This is a genomic window from Streptomyces lothianensis (assembly GCF_047779955.1).
Taxonomy (GTDB): Bacteria; Actinomycetota; Actinomycetes; order Streptomycetales; family Streptomycetaceae; genus Streptomyces.
The window spans coordinates 1-24,404 of record NZ_JBLMKT010000070.1 but is presented as its reverse complement, the minus strand read 5'-3'; the positions used below and the strand labels follow the sequence as shown (position 1 = coordinate 24,404).

28 protein-coding genes are annotated in these 24,404 nt (G+C 70.9%); 17 read left to right on the top strand and 11 right to left on the bottom strand.

What is annotated here, in order from left to right; translation table 11 throughout:
- The first annotated feature begins 107 nt into the window (after positions 1 to 107).
- Positions 108 to 1,601, top strand: a complete 1,494-nt coding sequence (locus tag ACLF6P_RS24650; RefSeq protein ID WP_415953008.1) for an LVIVD repeat-containing protein — start codon at positions 108 to 110, stop codon at positions 1,599 to 1,601.
- Here the strand turns inward: ACLF6P_RS24650 and ACLF6P_RS24645 are convergent.
- From ACLF6P_RS24645 to ACLF6P_RS24635, 3 genes are all read right to left on the bottom strand, one after another.
- The gene (locus ACLF6P_RS24645) at positions 1,598 to 2,251 is read right to left on the bottom strand and encodes a TetR/AcrR family transcriptional regulator (protein ID WP_415953006.1); all 654 of its coding nucleotides are present in this window, start codon (positions 2,249 to 2,251) and stop codon (positions 1,598 to 1,600) included. The genes ACLF6P_RS24650 and ACLF6P_RS24645 overlap by 4 nt on opposite strands.
- Positions 2,252 to 2,409: 158 nt before the next feature.
- Positions 2,410 to 2,586: a hypothetical protein gene (locus ACLF6P_RS24640; RefSeq protein ID WP_415953004.1), complete on the bottom strand. Its 177-nt coding sequence runs from the start codon at positions 2,584 to 2,586 to the stop codon at positions 2,410 to 2,412.
- A 214-nt stretch (positions 2,587 to 2,800) separates the two neighbouring features.
- Complete coding sequence (locus tag ACLF6P_RS24635; protein WP_415953002.1) at positions 2,801 to 3,454, bottom strand: phosphatase PAP2 family protein; 654 nt, start codon at positions 3,452 to 3,454, stop codon at positions 2,801 to 2,803.
- 98 nt (positions 3,455 to 3,552) lie between these two features.
- Here ACLF6P_RS24635 and ACLF6P_RS24630 point away from each other — a divergent pair, with 98 nt between their 5' ends.
- A complete protein-coding gene (locus tag ACLF6P_RS24630; RefSeq protein ID WP_415953001.1) occupies positions 3,553 to 4,449 on the top strand; it encodes a DUF4253 domain-containing protein in 897 nt (298 codons plus the stop codon).
- A gap of 68 nt (positions 4,450 to 4,517) precedes the next feature.
- Here ACLF6P_RS24630 and ACLF6P_RS24625 read toward each other — a convergent pair whose 3' ends face one another.
- Together ACLF6P_RS24625 and ACLF6P_RS24620 are read right to left on the bottom strand one after the other, a co-directional pair.
- On the bottom strand, positions 4,518 to 5,456 hold the full coding sequence (locus tag ACLF6P_RS24625) for a M56 family metallopeptidase (RefSeq protein ID WP_415952999.1): 939 nt from the start codon (positions 5,454 to 5,456) through the stop codon (positions 4,518 to 4,520).
- Between the two features lie 213 nt (positions 5,457 to 5,669).
- Positions 5,670 to 6,266: a DUF5134 domain-containing protein gene (locus ACLF6P_RS24620; RefSeq protein WP_415952998.1), complete on the bottom strand. Its 597-nt coding sequence runs from the start codon at positions 6,264 to 6,266 to the stop codon at positions 5,670 to 5,672.
- Positions 6,267 to 6,411: 145 nt separating this feature from the next.
- On the opposite strand from ACLF6P_RS24620, the gene ACLF6P_RS24615 reads away from it, so the two are divergent.
- From ACLF6P_RS24615 to ACLF6P_RS24595, 5 genes are all read left to right on the top strand, one after another.
- On the top strand, positions 6,412 to 6,762 hold the full coding sequence (locus ACLF6P_RS24615; RefSeq protein ID WP_415953033.1) for a hypothetical protein: 351 nt from the start codon (positions 6,412 to 6,414) through the stop codon (positions 6,760 to 6,762).
- Positions 6,763 to 6,871: 109 nt separating this feature from the next.
- Complete coding sequence (aac(3), locus tag ACLF6P_RS24610; RefSeq protein ID WP_415952997.1) at positions 6,872 to 7,720, top strand: aminoglycoside 3-N-acetyltransferase; 849 nt, start codon at positions 6,872 to 6,874, stop codon at positions 7,718 to 7,720.
- A gap of 25 nt (positions 7,721 to 7,745) precedes the next feature.
- Positions 7,746 to 8,213 carry an NUDIX hydrolase gene (locus ACLF6P_RS24605; protein WP_415952995.1) on the top strand — a complete coding sequence of 156 codons (468 nt, stop codon included), beginning with the start codon at positions 7,746 to 7,748 and terminating at the stop codon, positions 8,211 to 8,213.
- Positions 8,214 to 8,260: 47 nt separating this feature from the next.
- Positions 8,261 to 8,815 carry a hypothetical protein gene (locus tag ACLF6P_RS24600; RefSeq protein WP_415952993.1) on the top strand — a complete coding sequence of 185 codons (555 nt, stop codon included), beginning with the start codon at positions 8,261 to 8,263 and terminating at the stop codon, positions 8,813 to 8,815.
- Between the two features lie 114 nt (positions 8,816 to 8,929).
- Positions 8,930 to 9,478, top strand: coding sequence for a GNAT family N-acetyltransferase (locus tag ACLF6P_RS24595; protein WP_415952991.1), 549 nt, complete (start codon positions 8,930 to 8,932; stop codon positions 9,476 to 9,478).
- Between the two features lie 38 nt (positions 9,479 to 9,516).
- Here the strand turns inward: ACLF6P_RS24595 and ACLF6P_RS24590 are convergent, their stop codons facing one another.
- Together ACLF6P_RS24590 and ACLF6P_RS24585 are read right to left on the bottom strand one after the other, a co-directional pair.
- Positions 9,517 to 10,200 (bottom strand): glycerophosphodiester phosphodiesterase, encoded by a 684-nt coding sequence (locus tag ACLF6P_RS24590; protein ID WP_415952990.1) that lies wholly within the window; start codon positions 10,198 to 10,200, stop codon positions 9,517 to 9,519.
- A gap of 242 nt (positions 10,201 to 10,442) precedes the next feature.
- Positions 10,443 to 10,820, bottom strand: a complete 378-nt coding sequence (locus tag ACLF6P_RS24585) for a hypothetical protein (RefSeq protein ID WP_415952989.1) — start codon at positions 10,818 to 10,820, stop codon at positions 10,443 to 10,445.
- A gap of 1 nt (position 10,821) precedes the next feature.
- Between ACLF6P_RS24585 and ACLF6P_RS24580 the strand changes: the two genes are divergently transcribed.
- From ACLF6P_RS24580 to ACLF6P_RS24560, 5 genes are all read left to right on the top strand, one after another.
- On the top strand, positions 10,822 to 10,920 hold the full coding sequence (locus ACLF6P_RS24580; RefSeq protein ID WP_415952987.1) for a hypothetical protein: 99 nt from the start codon (positions 10,822 to 10,824) through the stop codon (positions 10,918 to 10,920).
- Positions 10,921 to 11,135: 215 nt separating this feature from the next.
- Complete coding sequence (locus ACLF6P_RS24575; protein ID WP_415952986.1) at positions 11,136 to 12,533, top strand: DUF6421 family protein; 1,398 nt, start codon at positions 11,136 to 11,138, stop codon at positions 12,531 to 12,533.
- 26 nt (positions 12,534 to 12,559) lie between these two features.
- Positions 12,560 to 13,321: an SDR family NAD(P)-dependent oxidoreductase gene (locus ACLF6P_RS24570; RefSeq protein ID WP_415953031.1), complete on the top strand. Its 762-nt coding sequence runs from the start codon at positions 12,560 to 12,562 to the stop codon at positions 13,319 to 13,321.
- The gene (locus tag ACLF6P_RS24565; protein ID WP_415953029.1) at positions 13,318 to 14,424 is read left to right on the top strand and encodes a threonine aldolase family protein; all 1,107 of its coding nucleotides are present in this window, start codon (positions 13,318 to 13,320) and stop codon (positions 14,422 to 14,424) included. The genes ACLF6P_RS24570 and ACLF6P_RS24565 overlap by 4 nt, the downstream gene beginning before the upstream one ends.
- Before the next feature lie 70 nt (positions 14,425 to 14,494).
- Entirely contained in the window at positions 14,495 to 15,103 is a 609-nt protein-coding gene (locus tag ACLF6P_RS24560) for a transglutaminase-like domain-containing protein (RefSeq protein ID WP_415952985.1), read from the top strand.
- Between the two features lie 77 nt (positions 15,104 to 15,180).
- On the opposite strand, the gene ACLF6P_RS24555 is transcribed toward ACLF6P_RS24560, so the two are convergent.
- Positions 15,181 to 15,909, bottom strand: a complete 729-nt coding sequence (locus ACLF6P_RS24555) for a lysophospholipid acyltransferase family protein (RefSeq protein WP_415952983.1) — start codon at positions 15,907 to 15,909, stop codon at positions 15,181 to 15,183.
- A gap of 171 nt (positions 15,910 to 16,080) precedes the next feature.
- Here ACLF6P_RS24555 and ACLF6P_RS24550 point away from each other — a divergent pair, with 171 nt between their 5' ends.
- From ACLF6P_RS24550 to ACLF6P_RS24535, 4 genes are all read left to right on the top strand, one after another.
- Positions 16,081 to 16,401 (top strand): TlpA family protein disulfide reductase, encoded by a 321-nt coding sequence (locus ACLF6P_RS24550; RefSeq protein WP_415952981.1) that lies wholly within the window; start codon positions 16,081 to 16,083, stop codon positions 16,399 to 16,401.
- 103 nt (positions 16,402 to 16,504) lie between these two features.
- Positions 16,505 to 17,038 (top strand): flavin reductase family protein, encoded by a 534-nt coding sequence (locus ACLF6P_RS24545; protein ID WP_415952979.1) that lies wholly within the window; start codon positions 16,505 to 16,507, stop codon positions 17,036 to 17,038.
- A 320-nt stretch (positions 17,039 to 17,358) separates the two neighbouring features.
- Positions 17,359 to 18,144, top strand: coding sequence for an electron transfer flavoprotein subunit beta/FixA family protein (locus tag ACLF6P_RS24540; RefSeq protein ID WP_415952978.1), 786 nt, complete (start codon positions 17,359 to 17,361; stop codon positions 18,142 to 18,144).
- A gap of 60 nt (positions 18,145 to 18,204) precedes the next feature.
- Positions 18,205 to 19,167 carry an electron transfer flavoprotein subunit alpha/FixB family protein gene (locus tag ACLF6P_RS24535; protein ID WP_415952976.1) on the top strand — a complete coding sequence of 321 codons (963 nt, stop codon included), beginning with the start codon at positions 18,205 to 18,207 and terminating at the stop codon, positions 19,165 to 19,167.
- A gap of 106 nt (positions 19,168 to 19,273) precedes the next feature.
- Here ACLF6P_RS24535 and ACLF6P_RS24530 read toward each other — a convergent pair whose 3' ends face one another.
- Positions 19,274 to 20,116: an endonuclease/exonuclease/phosphatase family protein gene (locus ACLF6P_RS24530; RefSeq protein ID WP_415953028.1), complete on the bottom strand. Its 843-nt coding sequence runs from the start codon at positions 20,114 to 20,116 to the stop codon at positions 19,274 to 19,276.
- A 61-nt stretch (positions 20,117 to 20,177) separates the two neighbouring features.
- Between ACLF6P_RS24530 and ACLF6P_RS24525 the strand changes: the two genes are divergently transcribed.
- Positions 20,178 to 21,476 carry a DUF6986 family protein gene (locus ACLF6P_RS24525; RefSeq protein WP_415952975.1) on the top strand — a complete coding sequence of 433 codons (1,299 nt, stop codon included), beginning with the start codon at positions 20,178 to 20,180 and terminating at the stop codon, positions 21,474 to 21,476.
- 106 nt (positions 21,477 to 21,582) lie between these two features.
- Here the strand turns inward: ACLF6P_RS24525 and ACLF6P_RS24520 are convergent, their stop codons facing one another.
- Complete coding sequence (locus ACLF6P_RS24520) at positions 21,583 to 21,801, bottom strand: MbtH family protein (protein WP_415952974.1); 219 nt, start codon at positions 21,799 to 21,801, stop codon at positions 21,583 to 21,585.
- Positions 21,802 to 21,909: 108 nt separating this feature from the next.
- A partial coding sequence (locus tag ACLF6P_RS24515) for a non-ribosomal peptide synthetase (RefSeq protein ID WP_415952973.1) occupies positions 21,910 to 24,404 on the bottom strand: 2,495 nt, incomplete at its 5' end.

Sequence of the window (24,404 nt, the reverse complement as noted above, 5' to 3'; positions counted from 1 at the left end):
AATCCCAACTTCGCCTGCGTGGGCATCTGTTGAACTGAGCATGACGGGAACGATACTGCCGTTGTCCGTGAACCGTTCAACTAAGAGCGGCGAATTGGGAGGACAGAGTGACCCAGGAGAACCGAACCCGCGTACGCCGGCGCAGGCTTGGCGTCGCGGCAGCTGCATTCGGGCTGGTGGCAGCGCTGCTGACCGCAGGTCAGGCCGGTGCCACGCCCGACCCGGGCGATTCACCCGCATCCCCGAAGGGGGTGTCGAGCGGGGAGGCCGCCGACACCCGTGCCGCGATAGCCGACGGGGAGATCCCCGGTCAGGACGAGGTCGTCCACTCCGACAACCTCCAGCACGTCACAAACATCCCCAACGACGCGCTCGGAAGTCTGAACACAGACATTGCGTTCCAGGGCAGGTACGCCTTCGCAGGCAACTACGACGGTTTCCGGATCTTCGACATCTCGAACCCGAGGACGCCGAAGTCGGTCGCCCAGGTCCTGTGTCCCGGAGGCCAGAACGACATCTCCGTCTCCGGCGACCTGCTGTTCCTGTCGACCGACTCCTCACGCAGCGACGACTCGTGCGCCAGCACCTCGCAGCCGGCGACCGAGAAGTCCTCGTGGGAGGGCATGAAGATCTTCGACATCAGCGACATCCGCAACCCGGAGTACGTCGCCTCCGTCGAGACCGCCTGCGGCTCGCACACCCACACCCTGGTGCCGGAGCGCAGGAACGTCTACGTGTACGTCTCCTCGTACTCGCCGAGCGAGAACTTCCCCGACTGCCGGCCGCCGCACGACGGCATCTCCGTCATCAAGGTGCCGCGCAACGCACCCGAGCGGGCCAGGGTCGTCGACTTCCCGGTGCTGTTCCCCGACGGCGGCAACCCGGGCGCTCCCACCAACCCGGGTGTCTCCAAGACCACCGGCTGCCACGACATCACCGTGCTGCCCACGGAGGACCTCGCGGCCGGTGCGTGCATGGGCGACGGGATCCTCTTCGACATCGAGAACCCCGAGAGGCCCAAGGTCATCGACCGGGTGCAGGACAACGTGAACTTCGCGTTCTGGCACTCAGCGACGTTCAACCAGGATGCGCGGAAGGTCGTCTTCACCGACGAGCTGGGCGGCGGCGTCGGCGCGACCTGCAACGCGGAGATCGGTCCGGACCGGGGTGCCAACGGCATCTACGACATCGTGGGCAAGGGCGACAGCCGCGAGCTCGTCTTCCGCTCGTACTTCAAGATCCCCCGCCACCAGGCGGACACCGAGAACTGCGTGGCCCACAACGGGTCGCTGATCCCGGTCAAGGGCAAGGACCTCATGGTCCAGTCCTGGTACCAGGGCGGTGTCTCGGTCTGGGACTTCACCGACTCCGGCGAACCCAAGGAGATCGGCTACTTCGAGCGCGGTCCGCTCACCACCGACAGGCTCAACGTCGCCGGTTCGTGGTCCGCGTACTACTACAACGGCTACGTCTACTCGAACGACATCCGCAAGGGCCTCGACGTCCTGAGGATCGATGACCGCCGTACCGACCCGGCGAAGCGGATCCGTCTGCGCGAGCTCAACGCGCAGACGCAGCCCGACTACTTCGACCGCGGCTAGGACGACGGCTTGGACCACGGCCAGGACGGCAACCGGCCGGTTCCGCCGGGCGGTTCTCCGCCCGGCGGAACGCCCAGCTCCCAGTCGAGTCCGTAGCGGGCGAACAGTTCGGCGCGCAGCGGCTCGACGGGCATCGGTGCTCCCGGCAGGAGCAGGGCGAACACCGCGCCCATCAGCTGTGCCCGCAACAGCGGGTACTCACGGTCCACATCGGGCGAGCCGTGCCGTACGCAGGTATCGCGCAGCAGTTGGGCCAGGCGCTGCTGCTCGGGGCACTGCACGAAACCCTCGGCCTGAAGGATGCCCGCCATGTGCGTGCGCATCAGCTTCGGCCGTTCGACGGCGAGGCCCAGAATCGCGTCGATGGCCCTGGCCAGTCGCTCATCGCCGGACTCGGTGTGCGGCTCGCGCTCCAGCGCCGCGGCAAGCGTCAGATGCATCAGTCGGTGCACCGCCGACTGCAGCAGTTCACGCTTCCCGGGAAAGTAGTACGAGACGAGTCCGCGCGCGCTTCCGGCGCGCTCGGTGATGTCACCGAGGGTGGTGGCCTCGTAGCCGCGCTCGTCCACGAGCTCGGCCGTCGCCTGAAGCAACCGCTCCCGGGATCGCCGACGCAGCTCCTCGTTGGCACTCGCGCTGCGCGGGGACAATCAGAAATCTCCCGTGTTGACTGGCTCCCAGCCAACTATACTCGCGATGCGCTGTTCGGCCCCTTCCGCGGACCCGCAGCGCTGCCGTCCGCCCGGGCGACGCGGGGGATCGTCCGGTCGGGCGGATCCGTGCTGCGCGCGGCCCGGCCGCCCGGTCCTCAGACTGCTGCGAGCAGCCCTCCGCGCACGGCTTCGGCCCACTCCACGACGAGCCCCGCGTACTCCTTGCGCTGCTCCTCGCTCAGCCGGCCGCCCGAGCACAGCATCAGTCGCCGTATCTGCTCATTGAGCTCTTCGGCGGACCGAGCGGGGCGCGGACGTGGGGTGGAGGACATGTGAAAGAGCTTAGGGGTCGGGTATGACAACGCGCTGAGGAAAATCTGCGGCCCGCCACTCGAAAAACGCCCCGCGCGCGTCGCTGACCTGCATGGTTGATGCTCAGAGAGTCTTCAGGTAACGGGCCTGTGATGTTCGCCTCCAAGGAGGCAGTGAACGCCGGTGCTCACCACGACGTCTACTGGACGTCCCCGCGATGGTCCGAAGCCGCCTTCAGACGCGCGCCGCCCGGTGCCGGTACGCGCCCACGGCGAGCGCCACCGTCAGTCCGCCGAACAGCCAGCCCCCGAGGACGTCGCTCGGCCAGTGCACACCCAGCCAGACGCGGGTCACACCGACGCCGAGGACGGACACCAGCGCGGCGCTGAGGGCCGCGGTCCAGGGCGCGCCGGCGAGGCCCTGCCGCCGCAGGAGCCAGAGCAGCAGACCGCACACGACCGTCGCCGTCATCGCGTGCCCCGAGGGGAAGGCGGCGGAGTCCGCGGAGTCGACCGGGTGCTGCCACCGCGGCCGGTCCTTGTCCACCAGCGCCTTCATCGCCTGCTGCACGAGCGTCCCCACGACACAGGACACCGCGAGCAGCAGCGCCGGAAGGCGTGCCCCCTGCCGCCACAGCCATACGCAGGCGACGGTGGCCAGGGCGCGCATCGTCCAGGGGTCCCACACCCAGTCGGAGAGCACCCGGTTGAGGCGGGTCACCGCGTCGAGGCCGAGCGCCCAGCCGTGCGCCGTGCGCGCCAGCCGGGCGTCGAAGGCCACCAGCGGTGGCCAGGCGAGGACGACCGGTACGAGCAGGGCGGCCGAGAGGGCACCCAACAGAGCGGTCAGGAGCGCGGGGCGGCCGAGGCGGGTGGCATGTCGGGGCATGGGGCCATCCAAGCCGAGTGTGCCCGCAACCGGCCCCCGAGCGAGGCCGGTAGTGGTCCCGCGCGTGTCCTGAACAGGCCCCCAATAGAGTCACCGTCATGGTGATGTTCTCGAACGTGATGCCTCAGCTCGTGGCCGACCCCGGTGGGGGCGCTCTCGGCCTCGAACTCCCCGCCGGGAGACTGGTCGACGAGACGGTCCAGGGCACGTGGCACGTGCCGTTGCTGTGGCTCGCCGAGCAGCCCGCGACCCCCGGTGAATGGACCGCCCACGAGGCCGCCTGGCGTGCCGCCGAGCTCTGCCCGGTCCTGATGGACATCGGTGGTCACCGGGGCGGCCCGGAGGGCTGGGACCTGCTGCACGACCAGCTCTCCGACCCCGGCGACCTGGAGGACGAGGACATGCTCTCCATCATCTGGGACGAGATCTGGGAGGACAGGACCGGTCGCGCATTCGGCTACGGTCTCCCCGGCGGCCCTGACGAGGTCGCCTCCCGCATAGCCCCCTACGGCCCCCGGTGGCCGGGGCTGGCCCCGCAGGGCACGCCCGTCGCCGATCCGGAAGCGCATGCCACCGAGACCGCCGAGGCGCTCGTCGCCGGCAGCCCCTTCGTCGACCATTCGCACCTCGCCCTCGTCCCGGCCTGGCGCAGCGCCGACATACCCGCGGCCATCGGATGGAACGGGGCGCTCGCCCACATCGAGGACCCCGGTGTCCTCAGCTGCGTGCTGCGCTCCTGGGAGGAGCGCTTCGGCGCGCGGCTGGTGGCGCTCACCGAGGACCGGGTCGTCCTCTCCGTCGCCGCCCCTCCCGCCACCCGGGCCGCGGCCGAGGCGCTCGCCGCCGAGCACTTCGCCCTCTGCCCCGACCTCTTCACCTACGGGAGGCACGAGACGCTGCGGGAGTACGCCGCCCAAGAGGTGGCCGACCGGCCGCTGTGGACCTTCCGCTGGAGCGGAACACTCCTCCGCACGGCCGGCGACGACACGTTCTGACCGGTGGCGGTCCGGCGGTCCGGCGGTCTCACCGTGTGGGGGACATGTGCCCCCGCACCGTCAGCCACTCACTGGCCCAGCGCGCTGAGCCCCGGGACGAAGGTCACCAGGAGCGGGACCGCCGGGGCCAGCGCGCCGGCCGCGGTGAGGCTCAGGCGGCGGGCCGCGGTGAGGCGCGGGGTGGCGGAGAGCAGCCGGTGCACACGCTGCGGCACCTGGGCGTGCGCGGTGGGGCAGGGGCCGAACACGCCACGGTCCTCGTTGAGTTCGACGAGGGCGAGCGCGATCGTGAGACGGCCGAAGCGGCGCGAGGCCACGTCGTCCGCGGCGAGTTCCACCAGGCGATGCATCTCGTCGCGGAAGGCGGCGAACACAGGGACCTGCGGGAAACCGTTCGCGAGCGCCGACGAGCACTGCAGCAGCCAGTCGTGCCGCGCGACCGCGTGCCCCCGCTCGTGCGCGAGCACGGCATCGAGCTGGCGCCCCTTGAGGCGCCGCAACGCCGCCGTCGTGATGGCAAGGCGGGGCGCCGTCCCGGGCAGCCACCAGGCGTCGGGCCGCTCGCCCTCGATCACCACGAGCGGGTCGCTGCCCGGCTGCTCCCCGGGCAGCAGCGGCGCCCGGAGGCGCAGTTCGGCACGGGCGGTGCGACGGCGGCGCCGGGCACGCAGCACCTCGCGGGTCAGCATCGCAACGGTCCACAGCCCGCCGCACGCGAGCAGTACGGCGACGGCGGCGGCCCACGGACTGCCCGCGCCGAACGCGTAGGCCTCGACGACGGCGTGTGGAGCGGGTGCGAAGACCCGGCCGCGTACCTGGTGCCAGGCCCCGGAGGCGCTGAGGAGCATCGAGAGCAGACAGCACAGCAGCACCGCGGCGACGACGCACTGCCAGATCCACAGCGCCACCACCGGCTCGCGTTCGGGCCATTCGGCGCGGGCGAGCAGTCGAGGGGCGAGCACGGCGGTCAGTGCGCCGAGCAACAGCAGGGCGGCTGGGACCATCATGGCTTCAGCCTATGAGCGCCTGCTACCGGACGGTACGGGCCGTACGGTCAAGTGACGGATGCCACGGACCCGTCAACCCGAATCGTCTGCTGTGCACCCTTTGGGTGCGGCCTCATGGGCTGCGCTTCCTCGGTCCCGCCACGGTGCGAACTCCCGCACCTGCCCCTCACCGGCTGCTGCCGGTGCCTTGCGGGCTCCGAGCGAACCGGTCTGCTACATCGTCAGCAGCATCGCGAGCATGGCGATCCCCATCGACAGCCGGCACGCCGTCGCCAGCTCCGCACGATCCCCCCACCCGGTTTCCGACACCCTTCCCGAGGGTGCACCTGTCATGCCCCCCGCCGTTCCTGCCGCCGCGCCCGACGACGCCACCGCGCCCGGCTCCGCCGGGAGCAGTCGCACCCCCGAGCGCAGCACATACGCGGCGTAGTACACCAGAAGGATCCCGGTCAGGAGTGGCACACCGGCAGAGCTGTGGTGTCCGCCGCCCGACGTCATCGCCAGGGACATGTAGACCATGGCCAATGCCCCGACGAGATGGTGCAGATGATGCGCGGACCCGCGGGCCCGGAGCATCTCGTACCCGGCGGCGACACCGAACACCACCGCGAACACCCACCACAGGGCCACCGACTCCGTGAGCGCCGCGGCCGGGACCGCCATCAGCGCCATCCCGAAGCCCATCAGCGCCTCACCGCCCGCGCCGGCCCGCTGCTCGTCCACCGGACTGCGCATCCGCAGCAGGCAGTACGCACCCAGCGCCGCGCACAAGGCGACGAGCAGCCAGCCTGCAGGCGTCGGTCCGTGCACGGGGACCTCCCAGTTGGACGGTCGACGGGTGTCGTGAGGTCGATGCCCGCAGGCATGGGGTCGTACGCGGCGCACGGGTGTACACAGGGGAGCGCAGTGGGGGAGCCCGGCGGGCGATGGGGACGGTGGTGGGTGAGCGGTGGGGATGGATCAGGCGGGTCTTCTGGTGGTGACGGCAGGTGTGCTGCTCGTGCTGTGCGGGCTGTTCTGGCGCGGCAGGATCCGCCGCCCGTTCGCGCCTTCTCGGGCCCAGGCCGCCCAGGATCGTGTGTACGCCCGTGAGCTGCGCAGGGCGGCCGATCTCGCGATAGCCGCCGCACGCCGTCAGGCGGCGCCCGATGAACCCGCCATCATCCGCGTCGACGACGTCATCCGCGTCATGTCCACCCACTTCGGCCGCTACCCGGTGCCGCGCGCTCTCGCGGCGGCGGCTCTGCGCGAACGCTTCGAGGCGGGCGGCTGCAGCACCGACTGCGTCACGGATGCGTACGACTGAACGCGCACGGCTGAACGCGCACGCCGCAACGCCTGCTGCTGGACGCCTGCTGCCGGAATCCTGCGGGTGAAGGGCTCGCGTACCACGGACAGGCCTTAGGTTGTGAGGCGTGGACGAACTCGCCCTCCTGAAGCTCTCCAGAGGCCCCGTCACCCGCAGCCGCCTGACCGGCGATCTGAGCGCCCTCGGCCTGCGCTCCGGCGACACGGTGATGTTCCATACGCGGCTCTCCGCGATCGGCTACGTCTGCGGCGGTACGCGGACCGTCATCGACGCCCTGCGCGAAGTCATCGGCGCACCGGGCACGCTGATGGTGACCTGCGGCTGGAACGACGCCCCGCCCTACGAGTGGACCGACTGGCCGGCCGAATGGCAGGGACCGGTCCGCGCGGAGCATCCCGCGTACGATCCGGAGCGCTCCGAGGCCGACCACTCGTACGGCCGGCTCCCCGAGGCGCTGCGCCTGCAGCCGGGCGCCGTGCGCAGCCGCCACCCCGATGCGAGCTTCGCCGCCCTGGGCGCGGCGGCACACCGCCTCATGGACGAGCACCCCTGGGACGATCCGCACGGACCGGACAGCCCGCTGGCACGGCTCGTGCAAACCGACGGGAAGGTGCTGCTCCTGGGCGCCCCGCTCGACTCGCTCACCCTGCTGCACCATGCGGAGGCGCTGGCCGACGCGCCCCGGAAACGCTTCGTGGAGTACGAGCAGCCGATCCTGGTCGACGGCGAGCGGGTCTGGCGGCGCTTCCACGACATCGACACGGCCGAGGGCGCGTACGACTACACGCCCGTGGTCGGCGAGGAACGGGACGCCTTCGAGGTCATCGGACGCGCATTTCTGGACTCGGGGCGCGGGACGACGGCCCGGGTGGGGGCAGCGGAAAGCCACCTGTTCGACGCCCGGGAGCTGACGGAGTTCGCCGTCGGCTGGCTTGAGCGGAAGCTGCGGACCTGACGGCCGCGCGCTGTTTACTGACCCCATGACCGACAAGCGCAGCGCAGGACTGCTGCTGTTCCGCGATGCGGCCGGGACCGTCGAAGTGCTCCTGGGGCATATGGGCGGGCCCTTGTGGGCGCGGCGCGAGGCCGGGGCCTGGTCCATCCCGAAGGGTGAGTACGAGACGGACGAAGCGCCGATGGACGCGGCACGCCGCGAGTTCGAGGAGGAACTCGGCCTGCCGGCACCAACCGGCCCGTATCTGCCGCTGGGGGAGGTCCGGCAGGCGGGCGGCAAGACCGTCACGGTGTGGGCGGTACGGGCCGATCTCGATCCGGAGTCCGCCGTGCCCGGCACGTTCACCATGGAGTGGCCCAGGGGCTCGGGCCGGATCCAGGAATTCCCGGAGCTCGACCGGGCGGCCTGGTGGCCGCTCGACACCGCGGCCGGGAAGCTCGTCAAGGCACAGGCGGCCTTCCTGCCCCGGCTCGCCGAGGCACTCGCCGGGTAGGCCGCGCGGACAGGGAACCGGAGTCGGCCCTGCAACGTCCATCCGGCATGCGCCGACTCACCCACGCCCTGCCTTCCGCGGCCCTGGCCCTGGCTCTGGCCCTGAGCGCCTGTGGTGCGCCCGACGACGCACCGGCGGGGGAGGACAGCGCCGGTCGCACCTCCGCCGGCGCCTCCGCCCGCACCGCCACCCCCGGCGAAACCGCCGATGCCGATGCCGATGCCGATGCCGACGTCACCGCCTTCGTCGAGCTGGGCCCGCTGGGCACACTGCCGGGCGCCGGGCCGTGGTCCACCCGGCTCGGGCCCGAGGGGGGCGCGGAGCGGATGTACGCCGCCCTGGAGCAGGCGAGGGCGGCCAACCTGGAGAGAGCGCGCACCGCGCTGACGAAGCGGCCTCCCGCGGGCGAGACGGGCCTCGCCTTCCTTCTGCCCGGCTGCCAGAACACCGGCGCCCGGCTGGACGTGGCGGGCCGCACGGTCTCGGCGGAACTCACCGGAGGCGAGAACATCAACTGTGTCCAGGCGGAGTACTTCCTGGCGACCTTCGAGATCCCCGAGGACGCACTTCCCGCCGACTGGACCCTGCCCGCCGCTCCGTAGCACCGGCGCGCCGAACCGGCCGTCCGCCCAGGCCATGGACCGTGCTCGTCGGAGCCGGGGCCGCGGAGTTACCCTCGCTTCCGGTTCGTACGTCCCTGTGGAAAGGCATGCCTGATGGACACCCGCTCTCAATTCGGTGACCTGGTCTACCGCGATGCCACCCACGCGGACGTCGACACCCTCGTCGCGCTCATCGAGTCCTCGTACCGCGGTGACACGAGCCGGGCGGGCTGGACCACGGAGGCCGACCTGCTCGACGGGCAGCGTACGGACGCCGAGGGGGTGCGGGGCGTCATCGACGCCGCGGACAGCCGCCTCGTCGTCGTGCAGCGCGACGGGGAACTGGTGGCGTGCTGCCAGCTCGAACACCGGGGCGAGGCGGCGTACTTCGGCATGTTCTCCGTGCGGCCCGGGCTGCAGGGCGCGGGCCTGGGCAAGGCCGTCCTGGCCGAGGCGGAGCGTTTCGCCCGCGAGGAGTGGGGCGTACACGGCATGCAGATGACCGTGATCGCCCAGCGCGAGGATCTGATCGCCTGGTACGAGCGGCGCGGATACCGTCGTACGGGCGAGTTCACCGACTTCCCCTACGGCGACGAACGCTTCGGTGTCCCGCTGCGCCCCGATCTGAAGTTCGAGCTGCTCGTGAAGCCGCTGGAGTCCTGAGGCGGTCTCCGGCGGTCCCCGGCGGCCCACGACGCTGCTCAGGCGGTGAAGCGGCCCGTGCGTTTGATCTCCGGGTAGTCCGTCGTCGCGGCGTCGAGTTCGAGCGCGCGCACCAGGCGCAGATGCTCCTGCGTGTTGACCACCCAGCCGATGATGCCCAGGTCCGCCTTGCGGGCGAGTTCCACTGTCTCCAGCGTGAGACGGCGGATGTCGAGGGCGAGCGTCGGCGCGCCGACGGCCACGGCCCGTTCCACCACATCGGTGCCGTAACGGCCGGCGACCAGCACCGTCCGCACCCCCGGCACGAGACGGGTGATCTCCGCGATCGCCTCGTCGTGGAAGGAGCTGACCTCGACCCGCCCGACCAGGTCACGCCGATGCATCACCTCGGCGAGCGCCCGTGCGGCCGCGGCATCCTTGATCTCGGCCTGCAGCGGAGTCCGTACGGCGTCGAGGACCTCCTCGAAGACCGGGATCCGCTCGCCCCGGCCCGCGTCGAGTGCGCGCAGCTCCGACAGGGTTTTCTCCGCGATCGGGCCCTTGCCGTCCGTGGTGCGGTCGACGTCGGCGTCGTGCATGACGACCAGCGCGCCGTCCTTGCTGAGACGCAGATCCAGCTCGATGACGTCCAGGCCCGCGCGCTGCGCGGCGAGGAACGAGCGGAGTGTGTTCTCGGGTTCCACACCCATGATCCCGCGATGACCGATGGTGACGAAGTTCAAGGTTCACTCGCTTCCGTCGACGGGCGGCTCCAGTGCAGGGCGCAGCCTAATGGCCCGTATCGAAGATGAACCCGGACGCGAAGGGACGAAACGGAGGCGTTCGGTCGGGGTGGGAGTACCTGACGCGGCAGTGGGCGCGGCTTCGCCGTGCTTGCGCCGTCACCCATGGGTGGGCGAGTCCTGGAGGTCTTGACGCGGGGGCGGATGGCGCCTGCGGCGGGAATGTGCACGCGGCCGGGCAGCTACGAAGGCAGGCCGTCCAGGTCCGCCGAAAACCCCTCGGCCGGTTCGAGTTCGGACCGCAGTCGCCGCTCGCTCCAGCGCAGCGCGATCTGCGGATGGGCCCAGGCCTCGACGCCGTCGGCCCGCGCGGAGGCGTCGAGCACCTCCATCGGCTCGCCCTCGGTGCGCGCGACGTGCTCGAGGACCGGCTCCCGCAGGTGCGCGGGCGTGGTGAGGTGCCCGAGTCGCACCCGCAGCAGCAGCGGTTGCCTGAGCGCCGCCGTGCCCGGGTCCCGCGCCCGGACGGCGTACGCGTGCCGGGCGCCCGCACCGAGCAGCGCCAGGAGGAGATCCGATGAGCGCCGAACCCGAAACCGAACCCCGGCGCCCGCGCACATCGTGACCGCCGGCTGCGATCCGCCGGCCGACGAGGGACGCGCCTACGCGCAGGCGCTGCGGGCGGCGGGGGTCCCGGTCACGGAGGGCGACTTCCCGTAGATGTTCACGGATTCATCGGCCGCGCCGACCACCTGGCCGATGCCCGTACCGCACTGGCCGGCGTGACCCGGGCGACCGCCGCGACCGCCAAGAGCAGGAAGAATTCCGGTGACGGTGGGGGTGACGCAGGATAATTTCCCGAGGTCCCCCTTGTGGTGGACAACCTCGCGCGCTTACGGTGGGCATACGCGAGGTTCTCCCGTGGAGGAAGAGGCATGACGGAAATTCTTGTGCAGGATGCAATCGGGGGGATCGTTCCTCCCGCGGACCGGGTGGTGGACCACCCGGCCTGGCCCGTGCTCAAGGATGCGGTCGAAACGCTCAGGGTCTGGCAGTCGGCGGACGGCTCCGTCGACTTCACCGCCGAAGGCGCGCCCGCGCCGGACGAGGTCGCCGCCCAGGTGGAGCGGATGGTCTCGGCCGTCGAGGAGCTCTCCCCGCTCCTTCCGCACGATGCCGCGTACCTGATGGCCCTCAGCGCCGACCTGCGCCGCTGGGTCGCGGACGGCTGCGAGGTCCCCGACTTCCTCGACTCGCTGCTCGCCTTCCAGCCTGCCGCCCACCGCGCCGACGGGCTGCAGCACCTCGTGGTCTTCCCGATGTACACGCAGAACGGCAACCCGGACCGCAACTTCGAGGCCGTCGTCCTGAAGATGGTCTGGCCCGAGTGGCTGGCGGAACTCGAGCGCACCCGCTACGACAACCCGCTGTTCTGCGGCATCACCTTCGAGGACTTCACCTCGGGTTACGACACCAACTCCGCTGTCCTGTTCCCGGAGACCATCGCCGTGCGCGAGGCGCCCGAGCGCTTCAGCTGGGGCGGCATCTTCTGCGACCGCGAGGCCGCCCGCTTCCGCAAGGTCACCGAGGCCGCCGTGGGCATCCTCGGCCTGGAGCTGCCCGCCGACATCCAGGAGATGATCGGCGACCAGCAGCGCTGCCAGGAGGCCTTCGTCCTGTGGGACATGGTGCACGACCGCACCCACAGTCACGGCGACCTGCCCTTCGACCCCTTCATGATCAAGCAGCGCCAGCCGTTCTGGATGTACGGCCTGGAGGAGCTGCGCTGCGACCTCACCGCCTTCAAGGAGGCCGTGAAGCTGGAGTCCGAAGGCGTCCCGCAGGCCCGCGACGTGCAGTACGCGGTGCTGTTCGACCGCATGTTCCGCTTCCCGGTCACCGGTGAGCGCGTCCGCAACTACGACGGCCTCGGCGGGCAGCTGCTCTTCGCCTACCTGCACCGGCACGACGTCGTGCGCTGGACCGACAACAAGCTGCACATCGACTGGCAGCGTGCCCCCGAGGTCACCAACCAGCTGTGCAAGGAGATCGAGGACCTGTACCGGGCCGGCATCGACCGCCCGAAGCTCGTGCACTGGTTCGCCGCCTACGACCTGGTCTCCGGCTACCTCGCACCGCACCCCGGCTCGCGCTGGGCCAAGGGCCCCGACGCCCTCGACACCAGCCTGCCGCCCCGCAAGCTCGTCGACGAGGTGCTTGCGGACGAGTTTCCGCTGAGCATGTTCTATGAGGCGCTGTCCAAGAAGCTGAAGTCCGTGATCGCCTCGACCAAGGGCATCACCGCGGAGAGCGCCGAGCAGGTGGCCGCGTGAGTCACCAGCGTGCGGAGATGAGTGGCATGAACGGGAACGGCAACGGGAACGGGACACTGAGCGGCGCCGTGATCGCCGTGGCGGGCGCCGCCGGACCGGCGGGACGCGCCACGCTGCTGCGCCTGGCCGAGGCAGGTGCGGTCGTGGTCGCCGCCGACGCGGACGCCGCGCGCCTCGCGGAGGCTGTGGACGCCGCGCGGTATGCGCACGGCGGGGCCACTGTCACCGGCGACACCGTGGACCTCCTCGATCTCGACGCGACCAAGGAATGGGCCGCGCGGACCGAGAAGGAGTTCGGCCGGATCGACGGCCTGGTGCATCTCGTCGGCGGCTGGCGGGGCAGCGCCTCCTTCATGGAGACGGACCTCGCCGACTGGGACTTCCTCGACAAGCTCCTGATCCGCACCGTCCAGCACACCTCACTGGCCTTCCACGACGGACTCCTGCGCAGCCCGAACGGCCGCTACCTGCTGACCAGCGCCGCCGGCGCGAGCAAGCCCACCGCGGGCAACGCGGCGTACTCCGCCGCCAAGTCGGCCGCCGAGGCGTGGACGCTCGCCCTCGGTGACGCCTTCCGCAAGGCAGGGGGCGATGCGGGCCCGTCGGCCGCGGCTGCCATCCTGATCGTGAAGGCGTTGGTGCACGACGCGATGCGCGCCGAGCGCCCGAACGCGAAGTTCGCGGGCTTCACGGACGTCAAGGAGCTGGCCGAGGCCATCGCCGGAGTCTGGGAGCGGCCCGCCCAGGAAGTGAACGGAAAGCGCCTGTGGCTGACCGAGCAGCCGTGACCACACCGAACAACCCGGTCCCTGCGAACCCCCCGAACCCCCCGAAGACGGATGCCAAGCGGCACCACGATCCGGAAATACGCGGCTTCGCCAGCGACAACTACGCCGGCGCGCACCCCGAGATCCTCGCCGCCCTCGCCCTCGCCAACGGCGGCCACCAGGTCGCCTATGGCGGGGACGAGTACACCGAGCACCTGCAGACGCTGATCCGCGCCCACTTCGGCGCGAGTGCCGAGGCCTTCCCGGTGTTCAACGGCACCGGGGCCAACGTGACCGCGCTGCAGGCGCTCACCGACCGCTGGGGTGCGGTGATCTGCGCCGAGAGCGCGCACATCAACGTCGACGAATGCGGGGCGCCCGAGCGAGTGGGTGGCCTGAAGCTGCTCACCGTTTCGACCCCCGACGGCAAGCTCACGCCGGAGCTGATCGACCGCCAGGCCTTCGGCTGGGACGACGAACACCGGGCGATGCCTCAGGTCGTCTCGATCACGCAGAACACCGAACTGGGCACGCTCTACACGCCCGAGGAGATCCGCGCGATCTGCGAGCACGCCCACGCGCGCGGCATGAAGGTGCACCTCGACGGCGCTCGGCTTGCCAACGCGGCCGCCGCGCTCGACGTCCCGCTGCGCACGTTCACCTCGCGTGCCGGCGTGGACATCCTGTCCTTCGGCGGCACGAAGAACGGCATGCTCTTCGGCGAGGCGGTCGTGGTTCTGAACCCCGACGCGGTCTCGCACATGAAGCATCTGCGCAAGCTGTCCATGCAGCTCGCCTCCAAGATGCGCTTCGTCTCCGTGCAGTTGGAAGCCCTGCTCGCCAAGGACCTGTGGCTGCGCAACGCGCGCCACGCCAACGAGATGGCCCAGCGCCTCGCCGAGGGCGTACGGGCGGTGCCCGGTGTCGAGATCCTCTACGAGGTGCAGGCCAACGCGGTCTTCGCCCGGCTCCCGCACGACGTCAGCCGCCGCCTGATGGAGCGCTACCGCTTCTACTTCTGGGACGAGGCCTCCGGAGACGTCCGCTGGATGTGCGCCTTCGACACGACGGCGGACGACGTGGACTCCTTCGTGTCAGCCCTCAAGGAGGAAATGGCGCGCTGACGCGTACAGACATGCAGCCGGACGCAAATGCATTGCATTGCGTCCGGCTGCATATTTATGCTCCGAGCTCATGGAGCTGATCCAGCAATCCGCAGACCTGTCCGCGTACCTTGCCTCGGACGAGGCAATCAACCACGAGCACCCCACGGTCCGCACCACCGCGGCCACCCTCCGTGCTGCTCACCCCGACGCATACTCATACACCCGGGCCGCGTACGAGTTCGTCCGCGACACCATCCCGCACTCCCACGACGTGGACGACCTCCGCGTCACCTGGCGCGCATCGGACGTCCTCGACAAAAGAACCGGCATCTGCCACGCGAAATCCCACGCCCTCGCCGCCCTCCTGCGCGCCGAGTCGATCCCCACGGCCTTCTGCTACCAGCGCCTGACGCTCGGCGACAGTCCCGAAGCCGGCTACGCGGTGCACGGCCTGATCGCCGTCCATCTCGAAGGCGCCTGGCACCGGCAGGACCCGCGCGGGAACCGGCCGGGCCTGGGTGCCGAGTTCTCCACCGCGGGGGAGCGCCTCGAATGGATCCCGCGCGAGACGCTCGCCGAGCGCGACTACCCGACGCTGTACGACACACCGCACCCGGCGGTCCTGGCGGCCCTCAGATCGGCCCCCGACCGCCCGTCCCTGTGGCGGACGCTCCCCGAGGCGCTCCGCGCGCTCTAGGCGCTCCACGCGCTCCGGGCGCTCCACGCGCTCCGGGCGGTGCAGGCGGTGCAGGCGCGTCGGATTCCGCGCGCCGCTCAGCCGGCCTCGGCCCCGCGGGCGGTCGCGGGCGTCGGGGCCGTACCGCCGAGGTGTGCGGGCACCCACCAGGTGTCCTCGCTGCCCTTGGGCCGTACGGGATAGGCGCGCTGCGCCGCTTCGAGCAGCTCCTGGACGCGGTCCTTGAGCCGCCGGGTGATCGCACCCGCGAACTGGTCCTTCGGTGCCTCCAGCGGCTCGCCCACCCGGATCGTCACCGGGATGTGCGAGCGCTTGAAGTTGCGCGGCCGTCCCTTGGTCCACAGCCGCTGCGTGCCCCACAGTGCCACCGGCACCAGGGGGACCCCGGCCTCCTGTGCCAGACGCGCGGCACCCGATTTGAAGGTTTTCAGCGTGAACGAGGTGGAGATCGTCGCTTCCGGGAACACCCCGATGACCTCGCCCTTGCGCAGCGAGTCGAGGGCGTGCGCATAGGCCTGCTCGCCCTGCGCGCGGTCCACGGGGATGTGCTTCATGCCCCGCATCAGCGGCCCCGACACCTTGTGCCGGAACACCGAGTCCTTCGCCATGAAGCGCACCAGGCGCTTCTGGGGCCGGGCCGCGAGACCTGCGAAGATGAAGTCCATGTAGCTGATGTGATTGCTGACCAGAACGGCGCCGCCGGTGCGCGGAATATGCTCCGAGCCCTTGAGGTCGATCTTCAGATCAAGCGCCTTGAACATGGTCAGCGCTGCTCCGATGACCGGGCGGTAGACGAGTTCTGCCATGGGTGTGGGAGACCCTTCCGTATGCCAGGGACTGGGTCTCCCGGGCTCGAAGTTACGGGCCCGTAGGTTTCGGGGCTTGGCGAGATCGTGCCCCATGGCGGGGCGAACAGCCACCTGGTGGCGAGAGATTCTCATCACGTACGCAAGCGGAACTCGGCCAGGAGGGTCACGGTGGAGGCGGAACGGACCAGGCTCACGGTACGGCAATTGGGGGCCGACCTGGGGGAACGCGCCACTCTCGTGCAGTTCTCCAGCGCCTTCTGCCAGCCCTGCCGGGCCACCAGGCGCCTGCTCGCCGAGGTCGCGGCGATGGTGTCCGGCGTGGCGCATGTCGAGATCGATGCCGAGGGGCATCTGGAGCTGATGCGGCTCCTGGAGATCGAGCGCACCCCGACCGTGCTGGTCCTCGACGCCGAGGGGCGCGTCGTGCGCCGGGCGGCCGGTCTGCCGCGCAAGGCCGATGTGATCGCCGCGCTCGGCGCGGTGGTGTGACCGCGGCGCGTGGCGAGGGAGCCCGGGCCCGGGTGACGTGAGTCTTCTCCCAGATTCCCGGGGGCACTTGACTGTATCGAGCACGGATCGGAAGCCTGGGGGCATGTCGATCGAGTTCGCGGTGCCGGTGCAGTCCACCGGGGCCACCCCGCCCGTGCAGCCCGGCTCGCCCCAGCTGCTGAGGTCGGTCTTCCGGCGCCACGCCGCGGGCGTCGCGGTGGTCACCGCCCAAGGCGAGCGACCGGTCGGCTTCACCGCCACCTCGCTCACCTCGGCCTCGGCCGAGCCGCCTCTGATCTCCTTCGTGGTGGGCACGGGCTCCTCGTCCTGGCCGGTGATCGACCGGGTCGAGCACATCGGCGTCCACATCCTCGGCGAGCACCAGCGCGAGCTCGCCGCACGCTTCGCCCGCAGCGGCGCGGACCGCTTCGCCCCGCCCACCGTCTGGCACGAGGGCCCCGGCGGAGTGCCCGTCCTCGACGGCGTGCTCGCCTGGCTCGGCTGCCGGATCATCGCCCGCGTCCCGGCCGGCGACCACCGGCTGATCGTGGCGCAGGCAGTGGCCGGTGACGCGAGCGGCGAGGGCAGCCCGCTGCTGTACCACGGGGGCTCGTTCAACGGCCTGCGCGAGCCGTGAACCCGCCGCGCGCGAGCCATGGGCGGCCTGTGTGCGAGCCGTGAGCGGCCCGCGTGCGAGCCGGTACGTGCGACCAGGGAGGCGACTGTGACCAACCTCCGCCGCGCGTGCCTGGGAAGTCATCGTCCGAAGTCATACGATCCGTTGGCAAGGTCACAGTCCAAGCGCTTGCTCAGTGGGCGAGCGCAAGGTGTACTGACTAGTAACATTCCGGGTGGAGCGGGGGCCGCCCCGTCCGGGATCGCCGCTCCAGGCGCCTATGCTGCCTGGTACGAGGCAGCAGCCAGCCCAGTTCGAGACGATGCAGTAGGAGAGCCGGCGTGAGCTTGAGGATCGTTGTCTGTGTGAAGTACGTGCCCGACGCCACCGGCGACCGGCACTTCGCCGATGACCTGACCGTTGACCGCGAGGATGTCGACGGCCTGCTTTCGGAGCTCGACGAGTACGCGGTCGAGCAGGCGCTCCAGATCGCCGAAGAGGCCGACGACGCAGAGATCACCGTGCTGACGGTGGGCCCCGAGGACGCCAAGGACGCGCTGCGCAAGGCGCTGTCCATGGGCGCCGACAAGGCCGTCCACGTCGAGGACGACGACCTGCACGGCACCGACGTGATGGGTACCTCGCTGGTGCTCGCCAAGGCCATCGAGAAGACCGGCTACGACCTGGTCATCTGCGGTATGGCCTCCACCGACGGCACCATGGGTGTGCTGCCGGCGGTGCTGGCCGAGCGCCTGGAGGTTCCGCAGGTCACGCTGCTCTCCGAGGTATCCGTCGACGAGGGCACCGTCAAGGGTCGCCGGGACGGCGACGCCGCCTCCGAGCAGGTCGAGGCCGCGCTGCCCGCCGTCGTGTCGGTCACCGACCAGTCGGGCGAGGCCCGTTACCCCTCCTTCAAGGGGATCATGGCCGCCAAGAAGAAGCCGGTGGAGTCCCTGGACCTGGACGACCTGGACATCGACGCGGCCGAGGTCGGCCTCGAGGGTGCCTGGACCGCGGTCGACTCGGCCGCCGAGCGTCCGGCCCGTACCGCCGGCACGATCGTCAAGGACGAGGGCGAGGGCGGCAAGCAGCTGGCCGAGTACCTCGCGAGCCAGAAGTTCATCTGAGGCTCGCAGAGCCGGTAACCGCCCCCGAACGCTTCGTACCTGCAGGAGAGAAGAAGTCCCATGGCTGAAGTTCTCGTCTACGTCGACCACGTCGACGGTGCCGTCCGCAAGCCCACCCTGGAACTGCTGACGCTGGCCCGCCGCATCGGTGAGCCCGTCGCCGTCGCCGTGGGCAACGGTGCCGCCGACACCGCCGCCGCGCTCGCCGAGCACGGCGCCACCCGCGTCCTGACCGCGGACGCCCCGGAGTTCGCCGACTACCTGGTCGTGCCGAAGGTGGACGCGCTGCAGGCCGCGCACGCCGCCGTGAGCCCGGCCGCCGTGCTCGTGCCGTCCTCCGCCGAGGGCAAGGAGATCGCGGCCCGCCTCGCGGTCCGCATCGGCTCCGGCATCATCACCGACGCCGTCGACCTGGAGGCCGGTGACGAGGGCCCGGTCGCGACGCAGTCCGCGTTCGCCGCCTCCTTCACCACCAAGTCCCGCGTGTCCAAGGGCACCCCGGTCATCACGGTCAAGCCGAACTCGGCCGCCGTGGAGGCCGCCCCGGCCGCCGGCGCCGTCGAGGCCCTCGAGGTCTCCTTCTCGGCCGGTGCCACCGGCACCAAGGTCGTCGCGCGCACCCCGCGCGAGTCGACCGGCCGTCCCGAGCTGACCGAGGCCGCGATCGTGGTCTCCGGCGGCCGTGGCGTCAACGGCGCCGAGAACTTCGCGATCATCGAGAAGCTCGCCGACTCGCTCGGTGCGGCCGTCGGCGCCTCGCGTGCCGCCGTGGACGCCGGCTGGTACCCGCACTCCAACCAGGTCGGCCAGACCGGCAAGTCGGTCTCGCCGCAGCTGTACATCGCCTCCGGCATCTCCGGCGCGATCCAGCACCGCGCCGGTATGCAGACCTCGAAGACGATCGTGGCGATCAACAAGGACGCCGAGGCCCCGATCTTCGACCTGGTCGACTACGGCGTGGTCGGCGACCTCTTCGAGGTCGTCCCGCAGCTGACCCAGGAGATCGAGACCCGCAAGGGCTGATCCCCGCAGTTTGCCTCCGAGGCCCCCGGATCCCGTACAACGTACGCGGATCCGGGGGCCTTCGGGTTCCACGGCCGAACCCCGCCCGAGCGTGTCCGCCGAAGCCTCACCCGAGCGTGAGCGACACCTGTACGGGCAGATGATCGCTCGGAAACCGTCCGTCGAGGCGGAACGTGGGGCACGCGGCGGTGTGGGTACGCACGCCCGGCGAGGCGAGGATCCAGTCGATCCGGTCGCCGCCCGGTTCGAGCGGCCCGTACCCGTGGAAGGTGCCGTACTGCCCGCCGCGGTGCCCGGCCGCGTCCCAGGTGTCGACGAGGCCCGCGCCGAGGAAGGCGTCGTATACCGGGTCGCCGTGCGCCGGAACGTTGAAATCGCCGGTCACGAGCAGCGGCAGTGAACGGTCGAGACCTGCCAGTCGCCGGATGATGAGCTCGGCCGAACGCATACGGGCCTCGGCCGAGGAGACGTCCAGGTGCGTGTTGACCACGTAGAACTCGCCGCCGGAGCGCAGGTCCCGCAGCCGCACCCACGTCACCATGCGGATCGAGCTGCCGCCCCAGGTGTTGGAGGCGATGACCTCCGGGGTGCCCGAGAGCCAGTAGTGCTCGTACTCCACCGGGGCCAGCCGCCGGGTGTCGTGGAAGACGGCCATGAACTCGCCGCGGCTGCCGCCCGAGCGTCCCGTGCCGATCCACGCGTAGCGCCCGTCGAGGTCCTGCTCGATGTCCCTCAGCTGCTGGTAGAGGCCTTCCTGGGTGCCGATCACTGCAGGGCTCGTGGCGCGCAGCAGCTCCGCCATGGCGGGCCGGCGTTCCGGCCAGCTGTGCGGGGGCCGGTCACCGGCGTGGCGCAGGTTGAAGGACATGACATCGAGGCTCGGCACGCGGTCTCCTTCTGTGGCGTTCACGATGAGGGTGGGTGTTGACCAGCGGGGAAGCTCCCGGATAACTTCGCTATACGGATTGTTGATTCCGTGAAGCGGAAAACTGAAAGCGGAGGATGCGGGAATGGGTCAGCAAGAGCAGGTGGCGACGAGCCTCGCAGGTGCGTTCAGCGAGGAGATCAGCGCCTCCCTCGCCCCGGTCGACGCGGAACTCGAGCGCCGCTACCCGGGCGACCCCGGCACCCGCCAGCCCGTGCACACCGTCTACGTACCGGGTGAGGTCTTCCAGGCCGACACCATACGGTCCTGGGGCGACCAGGCGCTCGCCTCGCTCGACGAGCACGCCCCCGACGCGGGGACCTTCGCCGAGCTGCTCGGCCTCGGCGACGAGCTCGCCGAGCCCGTCTACGAGCGGGTGCGCGCCAAGCTGCAGCGCGAGCCCGTCGAGGACCTGCGGGTCGATTTCGAGGACGGCTACAAGGGCAAGTCCCCCGAGAACGAAGACCTCGACGCCGCCCGCGCCGCGAAGCTGATCGCCGAGGCCTACCGGAACGGCACCGCCGCCCCGTACATGGGCATCCGCATGAAGTGCATGGAGGCCCCGGTCCGCGACCGCGGTATCCGCACCCTCGACGTCTTCCTCACCGGCCTGATGGAGGCCGGCGGCCTGCCGGAGGGCCTGGTCCTCACCCTGCCGAAGGTGACCTACCCGGAGCAGGTCACCGCGATGGTGCGCCTGCTCGAGCAGTTCGAGAAGGCGCACGCGCTGACCCCGGGCCGGATCGGCTTCGAGATCCAGATCGAGACCAGCCAGTCCATCCTCGGCGCCGACGGCACCGCGACTGTGGCGAAGATGATCGACGCCGCCGAGGGCCGCGCGACCGGCCTGCACTACGGCACCTTCGACTACAGCGCCTGCCTCGGCGTCTCCGCCGCCTACCAGGCCAGCGACCACCCCGCCGCCGACCACGCGAAGGCCATCATGCAGGTCGCCGCGGCCGGCACCGGCGTGCGCGTCTCCGACGGCTCCACGAACGTGCTGCCCGTCGGCACCACCGAGCAGGTCCACGAGGCCTGGCGGCTGCACTACGGCCTCACCCGCCGAGCCCTGGCCCGCGCCTACTACCAGGGCTGGGACATGCACCCGCGCCACATCCCGACCCGCTACGCGGCCGTCTTCGCCTTCTACCGCGAAGGCTTCGAGTCCGCCGCCAAGCGCCTCGCCGCCTACGCCAACCACGTCGACGGAGCCGTCATGGACGAGCCGGCCACCGCCAAGGCGCTGGCCGGCTACCTGCTGCGCGGCCTGGACTGCGGCGCCCTGGACAGCGGCGAGGTCACCCGCCTGACCGGCCTGAGTCTGGCCCGCCTGCAGACGTACGCGGGTCCGCGCCGTGCCGACCTCACGGCGTCCGCCCAGTAACCGGCCGACGGCATGCCGGTGGCCCGGCGCCGGGAACTCCGGTGCCGGGCCACAAGGGCGACGTGCCGGGCCACAAGGGTGACGTGCCGGGCCGCGGGGGCGGACGTCAGGCGCCGGCACCCTCCATCGCGGCCACCAGGCTCTTGGGCCGCATGTCCGTCCAGTGCTCGGTGACATGGGCCAGGCAGGCGGCACGGTCGGCCGGGCCGCTGGCCACCCTCCAGCCGGACGGCACCTCGGCGAAGGCCGGCCACAGCGAGTACTGGCCTTCGTCATTGACCAGTGCCAGGTAGGACAGCTTCTCGTCCTCGAACGGGTTCGTCATCGGTCCTCGGTTCCTCTCGTGATACGCGACTGCTGTTGAGCCGCGACGGTCGGAGTGCACTCCCGCGAAGGACCGCGGGAAGGCGGGAAGTCGGGGCGGGGACATGCCCTAGTCGTTCCAGAGAGTCTCGAACTCCTCCTCTTCCTCGGCGCTCAGCGAGATGAGCGGTCCGGCCGCAGGCTCGGCGCAGGAGGCCTGCGGGGGATCGACCACCGTGGCCACCTCGGCGACCCGGGCCACCGTCCGGGACGCGAACACGTCCCGGGGCGCCAGACCCAGGCCCGCCTTCCGGGCCCTGGCCACCAGCTGGATCGAGGCGATGGAGTCGCCGCCCAGTGCGAAGAAGTCGTCGTCGACGCCCACCGAGGCAACACCGAGCACCTCGGCGAACAGGTCGCAGAACAGTTCCTCGCGGGCATTGGCGGGCGCCCTGCCGTCCGCGGCGGGGGCGAACTCCGGTTCCGGCAGCGCCCGGTGGTCCAGCTTGCCGGTGACGGTGGTCGGCAGATCGTCGAGCACCACGAAGGCCGTGGGCACCATGTAGTCGGGCAGACTCTCCGCGACCCGCGCACGCAGCAGCTCCGTGTCCAGCGGCAGGGTTCCCGGGTCGGCCGGCACCACATAGGCGACGAGGCGCTTGGCCCCGGTCTGCTCGCCCCTGGCCAGGACGGCCACCCGGCCGACCGAAGGCTGCCGCGCGACGGCGGCCTCCACCTCCCCCAGCTCGATGCGGAACCCGCGGATCTTGACCTGGTCGTCGGCTCGGCCGACGAACTCCAGTTCACCGTCGGCGGTCCACCGCACCACGTCGCCGGTGCGGTACATGCGCGCGCCGGGCTCCGCGAAGGGGCAGGCGACGAAGCGTTCCGCGGTCACGCCCGGACGATTCGCGTAACCGCGCGCCAGTCCGGCTCCCGCGATGTAGAGCTCGCCCGGGATTCCGGGTGCCACCGGCCGCAGCATCGCGTCGAGCACGTACACCTGTGTGTTGACGAGCGGGCCGCCGATCACCGGATCGGCTCCGGCCCGCAGGGGACCCGAGATGGTGGCGCAGATCGTCGACTCCGTCGGCCCGTACGCGTTGTGCAGCCGCCGTCCCGGCGCCCACCGGTCGAGGAGCTCCCTCGGGAGCGCCTCGCCGGCGACGACCAGGGAGGACACCGAGGGGACGGACTCCACGTCGATCGCGGCGAGCACCGACGGCACGACGACCGCGTGGGTGACTCCCTGCTCCGCGATCAGCCGCACGAGCTGTTCACCGGGCAGCCGCGACTCACCGGGGGCGAGCACCAGCCGTGCGCCGGTCATCAGCGACATGCACAGCTCGAAGACGATGGCGTCGAAGCCGGGCGAGGAGAACTGGAGCACCACGCTGTCGGAGTCGAGACCGGTGGTCTCCACCTGGGCCCGGACGAGACTGGCGATTCCCTGGTGGGTGACCTCCACCCCCTTCGGCAGCCCGGTCGAACCGGAGGTGTAGATCACATAGGCGGCGTTCCCGGGACGCAGGCCGCACGCGGCGAGGGGCTCTGCCGGGCGCCGGGCCACACGGCTTCGGAAGGCCGCGTCGTCGACCAGGAGCCGGCGTCCGTCGAACGGCTCCGCGGCCCACACGGTGTCCGATGCGGTGAGCAGACAGGCCGGGCGTACATCGGCGAGGACATGCCGGACGCGTTCCGCCGGATAGGCCAGGTCCACCGGTACGAAGACACCACCGGCCTTGACGACGGCGAGCACGGAGGTCACCCAGTCGATTCCCCGTGGCAGCGCGACGACGACCCGGGTCTCCGGCCCGACGCCTGCCTCCGCCAACTCCGCGGCCAGCTGGTTGGCACGTGCGTCCAGCTCGGCGTAGGAGAGAGAGACGTCCTCACAGACCAGGGCGGGTGCGGAGCCGTTGCGGCGGACCTGGGCGGCGAACGCCTCCGCCAGGGTGACGGGCGCGAGGGAACGAGAGGTCCGGTTCCACTCGTGCAGCACCAGGGCGTTTCGACGGGCCGGGAGCGTGCTGAGCCGGCCTACGCGCCGTTCCGGCTCCGTGGCCATGGTGGCGAGCAGCTCGCACAGTCCGTCGAGCACATCCCGGGCCCGCTCGTCGGACACGACATCGGGCCGGTGGTTCACCTCCAGGCGCAGCTCGGCTCCCGGGGAGACGACAAGGCTCAACGGGTAGTGGATGACCGGAGTGTCCTCGTCGGTGAGGTCCGTGGCCTCCAGGCCCGGAGCCCGGAGCGCTTCCTCGTCCCACGGCACGCTCTGGAAGGCGGTCGAGGTGTCGAAGAGTTCGTTGTGGCCGGTGTGGCGTTGGATGGTGGCGAGGTTGGTGTGGTGGTGGGGGGTGAGGGTGGCTTGGTGGTGTTGGAGGGTGGTGAGGAGGTTTTCGAGGGTTTGGTCGGGGTGGAGGGTGACGCGTACGGGGATGGTGTTGATGAGGAGTCCGACGATGTTTTCGACGCCGTTGATGTGGGGGGTGCGTCCGGAGACGGTGGCGCCGAAGGTGATGTCGTGTTGTCCGGTGAGTCCGGCGAGGAGGAGGGCCCAGGCGCCTTGGACGACGGTGTTGAGGGTGAGGCCGCGGGTGCGGGCCATGTCGGTGAGGCGGG